Source organism: Corynebacterium sp. ACRQP (assembly GCF_022345915.1).
Taxonomy (GTDB): domain Bacteria; phylum Actinomycetota; class Actinomycetes; order Mycobacteriales; family Mycobacteriaceae; genus Corynebacterium; species Corynebacterium lehmanniae.
Window position 1 is genome coordinate 179,107 of sequence record NZ_JAKRMZ010000001.1, and the last position, 12,622, is coordinate 191,728.

At 65.8% G+C, this 12,622-nt stretch carries 13 protein-coding genes; 9 read left to right on the forward strand and 4 right to left on the reverse strand.

The genetic code is table 11. From position 1 onward, the window contains the following. Positions 1-10 precede the first annotated feature (10 nt). Entirely contained in the window at positions 11-370 is a 360-nt protein-coding gene (locus MHY23_RS00835) for a DUF2218 domain-containing protein (protein ID WP_239306017.1), read from the reverse strand. A 114-nt stretch (positions 371-484) separates the two neighbouring features. On the opposite strand from MHY23_RS00835, the gene MHY23_RS00840 reads away from it, so the two are divergent. The 5 genes from MHY23_RS00840 to MHY23_RS00860 all read left to right on the forward strand — a co-directional run bounded on the left by MHY23_RS00840 (position 485) and on the right by MHY23_RS00860 (position 6,024). Beyond that, entirely contained in the window at positions 485-1,393 is a 909-nt protein-coding gene (locus MHY23_RS00840) for a DUF808 domain-containing protein (protein ID WP_239306018.1), read from the forward strand. A 21-nt stretch (positions 1,394-1,414) separates the two neighbouring features. Beyond that, positions 1,415-2,467, forward strand: a complete 1,053-nt coding sequence (locus MHY23_RS00845) for a hypothetical protein (RefSeq protein WP_239306019.1) — start codon at positions 1,415-1,417, stop codon at positions 2,465-2,467. A gap of 53 nt (positions 2,468-2,520) precedes the next feature. Continuing rightward, positions 2,521-2,940 carry a cupin domain-containing protein gene (locus MHY23_RS00850; RefSeq protein WP_181888149.1) on the forward strand — a complete coding sequence of 140 codons (420 nt, stop codon included), beginning with the start codon at positions 2,521-2,523 and terminating at the stop codon, positions 2,938-2,940. A gap of 138 nt (positions 2,941-3,078) precedes the next feature. Next, positions 3,079-4,530 carry a DUF4185 domain-containing protein gene (locus MHY23_RS00855; protein WP_181888148.1) on the forward strand — a complete coding sequence of 484 codons (1,452 nt, stop codon included), beginning with the start codon at positions 3,079-3,081 and terminating at the stop codon, positions 4,528-4,530. A 42-nt stretch (positions 4,531-4,572) separates the two neighbouring features. Continuing rightward, entirely contained in the window at positions 4,573-6,024 is a 1,452-nt protein-coding gene (locus tag MHY23_RS00860; RefSeq protein ID WP_311389515.1) for a DHA2 family efflux MFS transporter permease subunit, read from the forward strand. 18 nt (positions 6,025-6,042) lie between these two features. Here MHY23_RS00860 and MHY23_RS00865 read toward each other — a convergent pair whose 3' ends face one another. Continuing rightward, positions 6,043-6,552 (reverse strand): pyridoxamine 5'-phosphate oxidase family protein, encoded by a 510-nt coding sequence (locus tag MHY23_RS00865; RefSeq protein WP_181888147.1) that lies wholly within the window; start codon positions 6,550-6,552, stop codon positions 6,043-6,045. Positions 6,553-6,621: 69 nt separating this feature from the next. Here MHY23_RS00865 and MHY23_RS00870 point away from each other — a divergent pair, with 69 nt between their 5' ends. Beyond that, positions 6,622-7,362 carry a spermidine synthase gene (locus tag MHY23_RS00870; RefSeq protein WP_239306020.1) on the forward strand — a complete coding sequence of 247 codons (741 nt, stop codon included), beginning with the start codon at positions 6,622-6,624 and terminating at the stop codon, positions 7,360-7,362. Here the strand turns inward: MHY23_RS00870 and MHY23_RS00875 are convergent. Further along, on the reverse strand, positions 7,359-7,850 hold the full coding sequence (locus tag MHY23_RS00875; RefSeq protein ID WP_239306021.1) for a 2'-5' RNA ligase family protein: 492 nt from the start codon (positions 7,848-7,850) through the stop codon (positions 7,359-7,361). The genes MHY23_RS00870 and MHY23_RS00875 overlap by 4 nt on opposite strands. Before the next feature lie 61 nt (positions 7,851-7,911). Here MHY23_RS00875 and MHY23_RS00880 point away from each other — a divergent pair, with 61 nt between their 5' ends. Then, positions 7,912-8,076, forward strand: a complete 165-nt coding sequence (locus tag MHY23_RS00880; RefSeq protein WP_239306022.1) for a hypothetical protein — start codon at positions 7,912-7,914, stop codon at positions 8,074-8,076. A gap of 6 nt (positions 8,077-8,082) precedes the next feature. On the opposite strand, the gene MHY23_RS00885 is transcribed toward MHY23_RS00880, so the two are convergent. Further along, positions 8,083-10,368, reverse strand: a complete 2,286-nt coding sequence (locus MHY23_RS00885) for an ATP-dependent DNA ligase (RefSeq protein ID WP_239306023.1) — start codon at positions 10,366-10,368, stop codon at positions 8,083-8,085. Positions 10,369-10,403: 35 nt separating this feature from the next. Here MHY23_RS00885 and MHY23_RS00890 point away from each other — a divergent pair, with 35 nt between their 5' ends. Both MHY23_RS00890 and MHY23_RS00895 read left to right on the forward strand, forming a co-directional pair. After that, positions 10,404-11,261, forward strand: a complete 858-nt coding sequence (locus MHY23_RS00890) for a Ku protein (RefSeq protein WP_239306024.1) — start codon at positions 10,404-10,406, stop codon at positions 11,259-11,261. A 109-nt stretch (positions 11,262-11,370) separates the two neighbouring features. Then, positions 11,371-12,621: an ABC transporter substrate-binding protein gene (locus MHY23_RS00895; RefSeq protein WP_239306025.1), complete on the forward strand. Its 1,251-nt coding sequence runs from the start codon at positions 11,371-11,373 to the stop codon at positions 12,619-12,621. Position 12,622 lies beyond the last annotated feature (1 nt).

The following is a 12,622-nucleotide window of genomic DNA, read 5'->3' on the forward strand; positions in this document are numbered from 1 at the left end:
AGATATTACATCATTGGCTGGGCGGCTCCGGCTCGGAGGCTGTGAAGCTTTGCCCAGGCCCGTCGCCGCGTTGCCACTGCACGACAAGCCCGTCCCGTGCACCGAAGCGCACGAGGTGGGTGCCCACGACGCGCCCGATCTGCTCGACCGCGTCGGCGGTGCCGTCGATACGCATGTGCAGCACCTCCTCCCCCGCAGCGAGGCTGCACGTGGTGCCCTCCCCAGCACCTTCTGGCGCGGGGAATGTAATCGCGCCTTCGCGTGCGGCGTCGTCCCACGTCGCCTCAACTTTCCTGCTGAAGTGGGAAGCGAGCTGTTTGCCGTAGCGCTCGGGACGGGCTGTTTTCACGTTGGCCTGTGATGTCTGCATGCCACCACCCTAACAGAGGTTAGGCAATCCTTACCCCACGCCGCGAGGCCGGTTACACCTGTTTCCGTATACTGGCCAAGTTACTTTTCCCCACCTCCCGAGGAGAACCCCCACATGGCCGGTGGCCTACTCGCCCTGCTCGACGACGTCGCCCTGATCGCCCGCCAAGCCGCCGCAAGCATCGACGACGTTGCCGGCATGACCGCAAAGACGTCTTCGAAGGCCGCCGGCGTGGTCATCGACGATGCCGCGGTGGCCCCGCAGTACGTCGAAGGCGTGACGCCGGCGCGCGAGCTGCCGATGATCTGGCGCATCACCAAGGGTTCGCTGCGCAACAAGCTGGTCTTCATTTTGCCGGTCGCGCTGCTGCTCAACGCGTTCGCGCCGTGGGCGCTGACCCCGATTCTCATGCTCGGTGGCACCTACCTCGCGTTCGAGGGTGCGGAGAAGATCGCGCACAAGCTGTCCTCCAACGACGACGAGGAAGCCGAGAAGGCGGCCAACAAGTCCGACCAGGACGAAGACGCGCTGGTCAACAGTGCTATCCGCACGGACCTGATCCTGTCCACGGAGATCATGTTCATCTCCCTCGATGAGGTCAAGGATCAGTCGGTGTGGATGGAAGCCGCCGTGCTGATCGCGGTGGCGATCTTCATCACCATCGCCGTCTACGGTGCAGTGGCGCTTTTGGTCAAGATCGACGACATCGGCCACGGCATGATCAAGCGCGGCAACGCCCCGAAGACCGGCCGCGCGCTGGTCAAGGGCATGCCGTACGTGCTCAACGCCATCGGCATCATCGGCACCGTGGCAATGCTGTGGGTGGGCGGCCACCTGCTCATCCGTGGCTTCGACGAGGTCTTCGGCTGGCACTGGCCGCACGACGTCATCGCCATGGGCCAGGAGGCCGTCGGCGGCGGCGCGCTGGGCTGGCTGGTGGAGACCGGCGTTTCCCTGGTGGCGGGCCTTGTCGTCGGTTTCATTGTGCTGGGCGTGGTGCAGCTGGTGAAGAAGCTGCGCTAGCTCCTGCCTACAATTTTGTCCATGGCAGCCAAGCAGTACTCTCTCGCCCCGTCGACGTGGGGTGCCGGCGTGGAAGTCCCGGTGGACCACGTCTCGCAGGCCGCCCTCTTCTCCGATTTTGCGGGCCGCAAGGGCACCACGTACGTCGATGTGGTGTTGGAGGCGAACCCGCTGAACCGCTCGTGGCGGGTGCGCCGTCGCAGCGGCGGCGAGCTGCCTGGTCCCGTGCTCGGCGAGGTCGCGCCCGAGTGGCGCGCCCACTTCGACGAGGTGGAGCGCGTCCACTCGTCGTTTCTGCAGCCCGCCACGGTGGCCGCGGTCAACCTGAATAAGGACACGGGGCGTTTCGACGTGCACGTGGTCCTGCCGGAGCCGCAGCTCGCGGTGCCGCGCAACAACGCGCCCGAAGAAGCTGCGGTGCTGCTGCCGGGAGACATGCTGGTCATCGACACCTCCGTCGGCGAATTCGAGGCCGCCGAACTTTCCGCCCGCTCCCCCGGCCAGTGGTTCGTGGGGCTTGTGCCTATCGACGGCACTCCGCTGGCCACCCTCGACGGCCGAGTCCTCGGCGCCATCGCCGAGCCCGACGGCGAGGCCGTGCTCGCGTGGCTGTCACAGTTCCCCAACGGCGGACTCTGGGCGCGCGCGGTGGTCTTGGACGGCATGGCCGCCCTCGACGCTGCCAGCCCAGACGAGGGCACCGAGCAGATCCCCGCCTTGAGTGCCGCGCCGCAGCGGCGCCCGGAGCCGTGGCAGCTCATCGAGTTCCCCGGCGGCGGCTGGGCCGTGACCGTGGAGCGCGACTTCGCCACCGACCCGGTCGACGAGGTCAAGCCGAAGCACACGGCCCGCTACGTTTCGCTGGGCGGCGGTGCGCGTCCCGAAGAACTCTCCGCGCCGACAGAGATGTTCGGCCGCGTCGACGAGCCCGCCGAAGCCGAATCCCCGAGGCGGCCGGAGCCGACCGCCGTGGCTGCGCAAAACACCCGGGACGGCTACCTCACCGAGGTGGAGAAAGTCCAGCTCAGGAGGAAAAATAGGAAGCGTCGGCGGGGCGGACGCCACCGTCGATAAGCAAAAGCTCCTAGGCTGAGGTGTGCACAACTTCCGACAACCGAGGAGGCATGATGGCCGACCAGGGACCGAACCCGTTTGTGGTGGACATTGAGAAGGCGACGCTGGACAACGAGGCGTTCCGCGACACGCTGTGGACCGGCAAGAACCTGCAGCTGACCGTGATGACCATCCCGGTCGGCGGCGAAATCGGCGCCGAAATCCACGACGACCACGACCAGTTCCTCCGCCTCGAAGAAGGCGAGCTGCGCGCGCAGATCGGCCCGTCCGAGGACAACCTCGAAGTAGACGAAGTGATCAAGGCCGACTGGGCCGCGTTCGTGCCGGCCGGCAAGTGGCACAACTTCGTCAACGAATCCGACGCCCCGGCGAAGCTGTACTCCATCTACGCCCCGCCGGAGCACGCCCCCGGCACCCGCCACGAGACCAAAGCGGAGGCGGATAACGACCCGCAGGAGACCGACGCGGTCTAGACGCAACGCAGGTCACAGCCCGGAAACCAACGTGTCGTTTCCGAGCTTTTCCGAACGCCTCCTCAGCGCCGTTTCAGGTGCTAGAGTGCTCGATGGTTCTGAAATGTCTAACCAACATCTGTAGAAAAGGCGAGCCTCATGCGCACCCAGACAACCCCGAAGATCCTCATCAGCGCTGGTGTGGCTAGCGCCCTCGCACTGTCCGCCGTGGCAGTGCCCCAGGCCCACGCAGAGTCGAGCGTGTCCAGCCTGTCTTCCTCCTCCGGCACCCCCGCGAAGAAGAAACGCGACAAGAAGCCCTGGGTGCCCGTGGAGCCGCCGAAGAAGACCGCGTCGAAGCCGCTGCGTCTCCCCAACGGCACCACCATCCAGGTCATGGACGACGTGCTGGGCAAATACTCCGCCCACACCGGTTTCCGCTCCGGCGACCTGGGCGCAATGGCGCCGATGGGCAACGGCGAGTTCGCCATGATCTTCGGCGACTCCTTCCGCGGCAACTTCGGCCAAGGGTGGATGAGCCCCGTCGGCGTGGTGGCCAAGATGGACGAGGACGGCTTTATCAAGATCCTCCGCCCCATCGACAACACCTCCGAGGTCAGCGACATGATCTCGTACCACCGCATCAACGACAGCACCCTGATCCCATCCGACGTGATCAACGTCGACGGCACGCTGTACCTGCACGGCACGTTCCATGCCCCCTTCGGCACCGTCGTCTCCTCCAACGTGTGGAAGTCCGACGACGGCGGCAAAACCTGGAAGGAAATCAGCTCCACCCCCGGCAACCACATGCGCGGTATGACGCAGCTGATCAGCTGGGACAATGGTCCGGACGGCTACATCTACGCCACCTCCACCAAGTTCGGCCGCGAATCGCCCGTGTACCTGTGGCGCTTCAAGCCGGAAGACATTGACAAACCGGGCAACTGGGAGGGCTACAGCGCCCAGATCGACGACTGGTCCAACCACGCCGAGCCGATCCTGAAGAACAACGTGAAGGCTGGCGAGATGTGCCTGCGCTACATCGACGGCCACTGGGTCCTGGTCATGTTCAACGAGGACTCGCAGGACGTCGAGGTGCGCATCTCCGAGACCCTGGGGCGCAACTGGGACAACGTGCGCGTGGCCAAGATCGCGCGGAACGGGTCCTGGGACAACGAGCAGACCCCGCTGAACTGGTCGCAGCCCTACGGCGGCTACATCGTGCCGGGCTCGCACCTGGACGACATGGACATTGTCGTCTCGCAGTGGAAGACCTCCGACAACAGCCGCTACACCGCCACCCAGTTCAACGTGAAGGGGCTGGACAAGGTCTACGGCATCGACGCGGACGAGGTGCGCGAGGAACCGGAGGTCACGGTGGTCAAGCAGGGCTCCGAGACCACTGCGGACATGGAGGCCGAGGACAACCTGGTCAACGACAAGCCGGAGCTGTTCATGTCCTCCGAGGACAGCGAGGCGCTGGGCACCCTGCGCACCGTCGGCATCATCCTGGGCGTACTGGCGACCGTCGGCGCCATCGGTGCCGTGACGCTGCCGATGTATCGGGACATGCTGCCGGAGCCGATCCAGCAGATGCTGCCGATCTAGGCCTTCCGGTAGGCCCCAACAAAGCCCAGTATCATCTCCCCGGTGCAGGAAACTTCAACTCGCTCACCGTGGCCGGCCTTGTGGTCGATGATGCTGGGCTTTTTCATGATCTTGGTGGATTCCACCATCGTTTCGGTGGCGATTCCCGCCATCTCGGAAGGCCTCGGCGCCTCCTATAACGAGGTCATCTGGGTCAACTCCGCGTACCTTTTGGCGTACGCGGTACCGCTATTGATCACCGGGCGCCTCGGCGACCGTTTCGGGCCCCGCAGCATCTACCTGATCGGCCTGGCGCTGTTCACCGCCTCGTCGCTTGCATGCGGCTTGGCGACGTCGTCTGCCGCGCTCATCGCCGCGCGCGCGTTCCAGGGCCTGGGCGGGGCGATGGTCACCCCGCAAACCATGTCGGTGATGATCCGCACGTTCTCCCCGAAGGAGCGCGGCGGCGCGATGGGCGTGTGGGGCGCCACGGCGGGGCTTGCCACCGTGACGGGTCCGCTGTTGGGCGGTGTGCTTGTCGACGCCTCCGGTTGGCCCTGGATCTTCTTCGTCAACGTCCCCGTCGGTGTGCTCGGGCTGATCCTGGCGTGGATCTACGTGCCGCGCCTGGAGAGGACGAACCGGCACTTCGACTGGATGGGCGTGGGTTTGAGCTCCGTGAGCATGTTCTGCCTGGTCTTTGGCATCCAGGAGGCGGAGAACTTCAACTGGGACTGGCGCGTGTGGGCGCTGGTGCTCTTCGGGGCGGCCACGATGGTGCTGTTCTTCCGCTGGCAGGCCCGGCAGGGCGACAGCGCGCTGGTGCCGTTGGCGCTGTTCAGCGACCGCAACTTTTCGCTCGCCGGCGCCACCATCTCCACGGTGGGTTTTGCCATCTCCACCTACATCATCCCGTGGATGATCTACGTGCAGACGGTGCAGGGCTTCACCCCCACCGAGGCGGCGCTGCTAGTTCTGCCGTCGGGCGTGATCTCCGGGCTGCTGTCGCCGTGGGTCGGCAAGCTGACCAACACGCACGACCCGAAGCCCTTCGCGATCACCGGCCTGACCCTGGCGGCGGCGTCCATGGGCGCCTCCGCGCTGATCACCACCCCGGCAGTGGACCCGCGCTGGATGTACGCCGTCGCTGTGGTCTACGGCGTGGCCAACTCCCTGATGTGGGGCCCGCTGTCCATGATCGCCACCCGCAACCTGGACCCGCGCCTGGCCGGCGCCGGCTCGAGCGTGTACAACACCACCCGCCAGATCGGCGCGGTGATCGGCTCGGCGGCGATCGCGGCGATGATGTCGGCGCAGCTCGCCGCAAAGCTTGGCGACGGCACCGGCGCCGGCAACATGGCCAACACTGGCCAGACCACGGGCCCGCTCCCGGAGGCGCTGCACGAGCCGTTCGCGCTGGCGATGGGCAACTCGATCTGGCTGCCGTGCGCCGTCATCGCTGCCGGCGCCGTCGCCGCGTGTTTCTTCGCGCGGACAAAGTCCTGGAACGATTAGGACAGCATTTTAGCGGCCTCAGAGTTGGATGCGGATGCGTTCCCACTCACCGAATTCATCGATGTTGTAAATCACCCGATCTGAGTGCATCCGGTCGTCCCAGATATAGGTGAACTCGAAATGATAAGGCTTGACGCACCACACGTTGAGCCGCTCGCCGCCGAAATCGCGCGACGTTGTGCCACGCACGCGCACCGCCCGTCGCAGCGGCTGCCACCAAAATACCAGCGACGCCAAATCAGTCTTTTCGAGCTGCTCAACTTTGGCCGTACGGGTCGCGGTGCCGAAGTGGAAGCCTTTCTCGTCGAGAGAAATGATGTCGACGATGCGCGCATCAGGCCGGGATTTCTCGTCCACAGTGGCTATAGTGACTGCCGTGGGGTCTCCCACGTTGTGTTCCACCGCATCTTTGAACCACTGGGCGAAGAGTTCGTTGGGGTCGCGAGGAAGTGGGCTCAAGTCGACCTCTGAAAGCGAGGCGTGCGACTTCGGCAGCTCACTGATATAGTCCTGCGACAAATACACCATATGACGATTCTACCAACCCCGCCTACCCCCAGCGGCGGTTCCGGGTGCGATACCGGCCACACAACAGGTATGCATACTCCCATGTCCAACCGGAGGCGGAAACCGCGCGCGCCGAAGAAACGCATCGAGGGCACTTACCCCATCGACACCGGCACCGCCACCATCGTTGCGGACCCGGACCGCGACGGCGCATACGTGTTGGAGGTCAACCAGGTGCCGTCATCGTACGTCGTGCCCGGCGCGCCGGAGGTGCTTAGCTACGACTACATGGAGTGGATCGCGGACTTCATCGAGGCCGCTGAACTGCCGGAGCCGTTTGCCGCGGTGCACCTGGGCGCGGCCGGCTGCGCGCTGCCCAGCTACGTGCAGCACCGGTGGGACAGCCGCAACATCGCCGTCGAGCTGGACCGCGGGTTAGCCCGCCTGGTGCGCGAGGCGTTCGACCCGCCCGTAGAAATCGCGGTGGTGGAAGCCCGCGCGTTCACCCACGCGCTCGCGCCGGGCTCGGTGGACGTGATCGTGCGCGACGTCTTCGCCGGCCCCGACACTCCCCGCCCGCTGACCACGGTGGAGTTTTACCGGGCGGCGCACCGCGCGCTGTCTCCGGGCGGGTTGTTCGTGGCCAACGTCGGCGATGTGGCCGGCCTGCCGCGCACCCGCTCCACGCTTGCCGGGCTACAGCAGGTCTTCGCCCACACCGCGGTCACATACGCCGGCCGCGGTTACGGCAACGTCGTCGTCGCCGCGAGCGACAATCCGCTCGCCGGCACACAATTGCCTATCGACGGCGCTTCGCCCGTCCACGACTAGAACTCGAATTCAGTGCCCAAACTCGGCTGGTAGAACACCGCCCGCTCCGCGGTCAGCTCCTTGAAGTGCGGGGAGGTGACCTCCTGCAGCGCGGCTATATAGTCCGGCACGATGCGTTTAGGCAGGCGCAGCCCCATGGTCAGGTGCGGGATCCAGCGCTCGCCGCGGCCCTCCGGGTTCGCGGCGCTGACGGCACGGGCCGCGCGCTCGAGATCCTCCGGTGCCTCGAGCAGCCAGGCCACGGTCTGTTTGGACTTGGTGCCGAAGATGGCGACACCGGAACGTCGTAAAGCTGCAGGCAACACGGGCGGCAAAAGGTCGCTCGCCGCGGCGATGGCGCGGCGGTGCATGGCGGGCGCGAAAGTGACGGAGATGTGCGGGCGCTGGTGCTGCTGCGGAAAGCCGCGCTCGGCGAGCTCGGCGTAGATCGCGCGGACAGCCTGCTCCTCTGCCTCGAGCAGGCGCAACAGGATGTTCTCGGGCGACATTGGGCCGAGGGTACCTGCTTCTCCCGCGTACCATGGGGCGCTCACGCGAACGAAAGGAACAATGATGCAGAACGATCCCGCAAAGCCCGGCTACACCACCAAGGGCAGCCCGAACAAACCAGTCGATCGCGATGAGGACCAGTTCGCGCAGGACACCGGCTCCGCGCTCGGCTACGGCGAAACCGCAGAGGAGACGGTGGAAGACACCACCAACGAGGACGAATAGCTCCTCTCAGACCTCCCAGCGCACCTCGCTGGGGTCTTTGTCGTCGCGCCAGCCCCGCCAGGAGGCCTGGCGCACTTTTTTATCCGCTGTTGATCCCGCGAGCTGCACCTCGGCGACGAACTTCGGGGTCACCCACCAGGCGTCTTTCGCGTCGGAGGCGGGGACGTCGATGGGCGGGGTCTTCCGCTCGACGCGGCGCAGCTTGCGGGCGATCTCGGCGAGCTGGGCGTTGGAAAAACCGGTGCCGACCCGCCCCGCGTAGCGCAGCTCGCCGGTGTCGTCCGGCACGGCGACCAGCAGCGATGCGATGCCGCGCTTACCCGTGCGCACGCCGACGACCACCACCTCTTGGTGCAGGGCGCGCTTGACCTTCAGCCATGCCCGCGACCGCTCCCCCGACGCGTAGGCGGCGTCGGTGCGCTTGGCCACCACGCCCTCCAGACCGAGCTCCTCGGCGGCGCGCCACGCGGTGTCGAAGGAGCCGGTGTACGCGGGCGGGATGACGACATGCTCGGTTTCCGGAAGCTGTTCGAGCAACTCGCGGCGGGTCCGCCAAGGCGTTCCTGTGAAGTCGCGCTCGGCAAGGCGCAGCACGTCGAAGACCATGTAGCGCAGGTTTGTCTTTGCGTCGTGAGTGCCGTGTTGGTCGGCGTGGTGCAGGGCGGAGAAGTCTGGCCTGCCGTCTTCGTCGAGGGCGACGAGTTCGCCGTCGACGCGGCCGCCGTCGACAAGCAATCGTGCGAGCTCGTCGGTGTAAGGGAAGAGGTGCGTGTAGTCCTTGCCGCTGCGGCTGCGCAGGCGGACCGCGTCGCCGACGTCCGCGAGGATGCGGTAGCCGTCCCACTTCATTTCGTAGGCGAATTCGGCGCCGTCTTTGTGCTCGAGGGTGATGTCGCCGCGGGTGGCGGCGGTGGGCAGCATCGGCGCCAGCACGGGCGCGGCGCTGGGCTGGCTGCGGGTGAGCTTGAGCAGCCAGTTTGTCTCGTCTGTGCGGATCAGCGCGAAGCGGCGCGGGATGCCGCCCAAACCGCCGCCGTCGCGTCCGCGGAGGACGGCGATGATTTCGCGGTCGCGCCACTTTTCAATCTCGCAGGTGCCGATGTCCCAGATTTTCACCGTGCCCGCGCCGTACTGGCCCTTCGGGATGGTGCCCTCGAACTCGGCGTATTCGATCGGGTGGTCCTCGGTCTGCACGGCGAGGCGGTTGACGTCGGTGTCCAGCGGTGGCCCCTTCGGCACCGCCCAGGAGACGAGCACCCCGTCGTGCTCCAGGCGGAAATCCCAGTGCAGGTGGGAGGCGTCGTGCTCGCCGATGACGAAGATCGGCTCGCCGTCGCGCGGGGCCGGGGCGGCGTCGGGCACCGGTTCGCCGGTTTTGGTTTTGTCGCGCATGGCGCGGTACGTGGCCAGCCGGTCCTCCCCCGGCGCGCCGAGGGCCGCAATGGGGTCGAGCCCGTCCTCCACCCGCGCGATGACCTCGTCGAGCTCCAGCTGCCGCAGCGCCGGGTCCGCGATCTCCTCCCACGTGCGCGGCGCCGCCACGGTGGGGCGCTCGCGCCCGCGCAGCGAGTACGGGCTGACGGTGGTTTTCTTCCCGTTGTTCTGGCTCCAGTCGATGAACACGCGCCCCTTGCGCTCGGCCTTCGCCATGACGGCGGTGATGCTGTCCGGGTGCGCGCGCTGCAGGTGCTGCGCAAGGGTTTTGGCCACGTTGGTCACAGCAATGGCGTCGCTGGTGCCGTCCAGGCCCGCGTACAGGTGGATGCCTTTGGACCCCGAGGTCACCGGCACGCAGGTCAGTCCCATGTCTTCGAGGATTTCGCGGCACATCAGCGCCACCTCGGCGGTGTCGTGTAATTCGACGCCGGGGCCCGGGTCGAGGTCCAGCACCAGCCGGTCGGGGTTTTGCGGTTTGCCGTCCGCGCCGAAGCGCCACTGCGGGGTGTGCAGCTCGAGTGCCGCGACTTGGGAAAGCCACGCGAGGGTGGCGGAGCCGTCGATAAGCGGATACGCGTTGACGCTCGTGGTGTGCTGGATGGTGCCGGTGGGCACCCACGCGGGTGCGGAATCCTCGAGGTCTTTGCGGAAGAAGCTTTGCTTATCGACGCCTTCGGGCCACCTCTTCCTGGTCACCGGGCGCCTTCTGACCTGCGGGACGAGTACGTCGGCGACCGCCTGGTAGTAGCGCATGGCATCGGCCTTTGTGGTGCCGGTGGCCGGGTAGAGCACTTTGTCCAGGTTGCTCACGGTGAGCTCGCGGCCGCCGACGCGGACCCTCTGGTCGTTCGCCATGGCCCCACTGTAGAGGCGTGCGTAAAGTGAGGCGCATGCGCGCAGTATGGACAGGTTCCGTCACATTTGGCCTTGTCAACGTCCCCGTCAAGGCGTACGGGGCGACCGAGGACCACGACTTGTCGTTCCACCAGGTCCACGACAAGGACGGCGGGCGGATCCGCTACGAACGGCGCTGCGAAGTCTGCGGCGAGAAGGTGGAGTACAAGCACATCGACAAGGCGTTTGAGGAGGACGGCGACACGGTCGTGCTCACCGACGAGGACTTCGACTCGCTGCCCGAAGCAGACAACGACGAGATCGAAGTCGTGCAGTTCGTCCCCGCCGACCAGATCGACCCGCTGATGCTGGAGAAGTCCTACTACCTAGCTCCCGAGGGCAAAACGCCGAAGTCGTACCTGCTGCTGCGGCAGACCCTGCTGGATTCGGAGCTGATCGCCGTGGTGCGCTTCGCCCTGCGGCAAAAGACCAGGTTGGGCGTGCTGCGGGTGGTGAACAAGGTCATCGTGCTGCAGGGCCTGATGTGGGCCGACGAGGTGCGCGAGCTCGACTTCGACGACGAATTCAAGGGCACCAAGTCCCGCGCGAAGATCGGCGAGAAAGAGCTGAAGCTATCCAAGCAGCTCGTGGAGTCCTACGCCTCCGACTTCACGCCCGAAGAGTTCGAAGACGACTACCAGGCCGAGCTGCGCAAACTCATCGACGCGAAGTTCGAGCAGGGCGAGACCCTGGACACCGAGGCGACGTTCGGTTCGGATGGTTCGGAGGACGGTTCCGGTTCCGAGGACGACGACAACGTGGTGGACCTGATGTCCGCGCTGAAGGCGTCGCTGGATAAGCGGTCCTCCGGTGGTGGGAAGTCTGGGTCTGGGAAGAAGGGCAAAAGCGCTTAGCCCCACTGCTCCCCCCGTGACAGTTGACACTCAACTTAGGCTTACCTTAGTGTCGCCATAGTTCCTGCAATTTAGCTTAGGCTAACGTCACCTAACGAAGGGAAACGTAGTGAAACGTTCACACCGGATCGGCACCCTCGCCGTCTCACTTGCCACCGTCTGCGGACTGGTCGCCTGCTCGAGCGGCGAGACGGCCCCCACTGCCGGCAACGAAACCGGCACTGAGGTCAGCGCCGAAGTCAGCACAGAGGCGGGCGGCACCGCTGCCAGAACTCAGACCCGATCCGCCGAGGGCGCGGTCACCGTCACCGATGCCGCCGGCCGCACGCTCCAGTTCGACGAACTGCCGGAGCGCATCGTGCTGGCGGAGGGCCGCGCGGCGTACGCCACTGCCCTGCTGCAGGACAATCCGCTGGACAACGTCGTCGCCTACGGCCAGGACTTGGAAAAGGCGGCCGGGGCGTTCCGCGAGAAACTCTTCGAGATGCAGCCAGAAGCGAAGGACATGCCGGAGATCGGCATGATCCAGAAGGGCGACGTCACCGTGGAGAACCTGCTGGCGCAGAAGCCGGACGTGGTGATCATGACGCTGGACCAGAAGAAGTCCGTGGAAGAAAGCGGCTTCATCTCCGATTTGGACGCGGCCGGCATCACCTACGCGTTCATCGATTTCCGCCAGAAGCCGCTGGAAAACACCACGGTGTCCATGCAGCTGCTGGGCGACCTGCTCGGCCAGAGCGAGCGTGCGCAGAAGTACAACGAGTTCTACCAGGCCAAGGTCAAGGAGATCACTGACCGGGCGGCGAAGATCACTGATAAGCCGGATGTGTTGCTGTGGACGGCCGCCGGGTTCAGCGATTGCTGCGCCGTCGCCGGAGATGTGCACTTGGGCACCCTGATCACGGCAGCTGGCGGGCACAACTTGGGCCCCGAGGTGCTCGGCCCGGAGACGAAGACCATCACCCCGGAGAAGCTGGTCGAGCTCAATCCCGACAAGCTCATCGTCACCGGCGGCGAGTGGGCGCGCGACCCGAACAAGGCAGACACCTTCCGCCACGTTGAGCTGGGCTACCAGTCCAACCCCGACCTCGTGCTCGAAACGTGCGAAGGCCCGCTGCAGCAGCCGGGCATGGAGCTTCTCGACGCACCAAAGGAAGGCAACTACTTCGCCATCTACCACCAGTTCTACGACAACCCCTTCAACGTGTTCGCCCTCGAAGCGTTTGCGAAGTGGCTGCACCCGGAGGAGTTCGCGGACCTGGACCCCGCGCAGGACTTCAAGGACTTCCACAAGGAATGGCTGCCGTTCGAGTACAGCGGCGTGTTCTTCGCCGACCCAGCACACCCGGAGGCGATCTAGG

What these genes read in the sequence shown, in the direction of transcription:
- MHY23_RS00880 (WP_239306022.1), top strand. Translation starts at nt 7,912, where the DNA reads ATGATGCAGAACGATCCCGCAAAGCCCGGCTACACCACCAAGGGCAGC.
- MHY23_RS00840 (WP_239306018.1), top strand. Translation starts at nt 485, where the DNA reads ATGGCCGGTGGCCTACTCGCCCTGCTCGACGACGTCGCCCTGATCGCC.
- MHY23_RS00885 (WP_239306023.1), bottom strand. Translation starts at nt 10,368, where the DNA reads ATGGCGAACGACCAGAGGGTCCGCGTCGGCGGCCGCGAGCTCACCGTG.
- MHY23_RS00850 (WP_181888149.1), top strand. Translation starts at nt 2,521, where the DNA reads ATGGCCGACCAGGGACCGAACCCGTTTGTGGTGGACATTGAGAAGGCG.
- MHY23_RS00845 (WP_239306019.1), top strand. Translation starts at nt 1,415, where the DNA reads ATGGCAGCCAAGCAGTACTCTCTCGCCCCGTCGACGTGGGGTGCCGGC.
- MHY23_RS00865 (WP_181888147.1), bottom strand. Translation starts at nt 6,552, where the DNA reads ATGGTGTATTTGTCGCAGGACTATATCAGTGAGCTGCCGAAGTCGCAC.
- MHY23_RS00875 (WP_239306021.1), bottom strand. Translation starts at nt 7,850, where the DNA reads ATGTCGCCCGAGAACATCCTGTTGCGCCTGCTCGAGGCAGAGGAGCAG.
- MHY23_RS00835 (WP_239306017.1), bottom strand. Translation starts at nt 370, where the DNA reads ATGCAGACATCACAGGCCAACGTGAAAACAGCCCGTCCCGAGCGCTAC.
- MHY23_RS00870 (WP_239306020.1), top strand. Translation starts at nt 6,622, where the DNA reads ATGCATACTCCCATGTCCAACCGGAGGCGGAAACCGCGCGCGCCGAAG.
- MHY23_RS00890 (WP_239306024.1), top strand. Translation starts at nt 10,404, where the DNA reads ATGCGCGCAGTATGGACAGGTTCCGTCACATTTGGCCTTGTCAACGTC.
- MHY23_RS00855 (WP_181888148.1), top strand. Translation starts at nt 3,079, where the DNA reads ATGCGCACCCAGACAACCCCGAAGATCCTCATCAGCGCTGGTGTGGCT.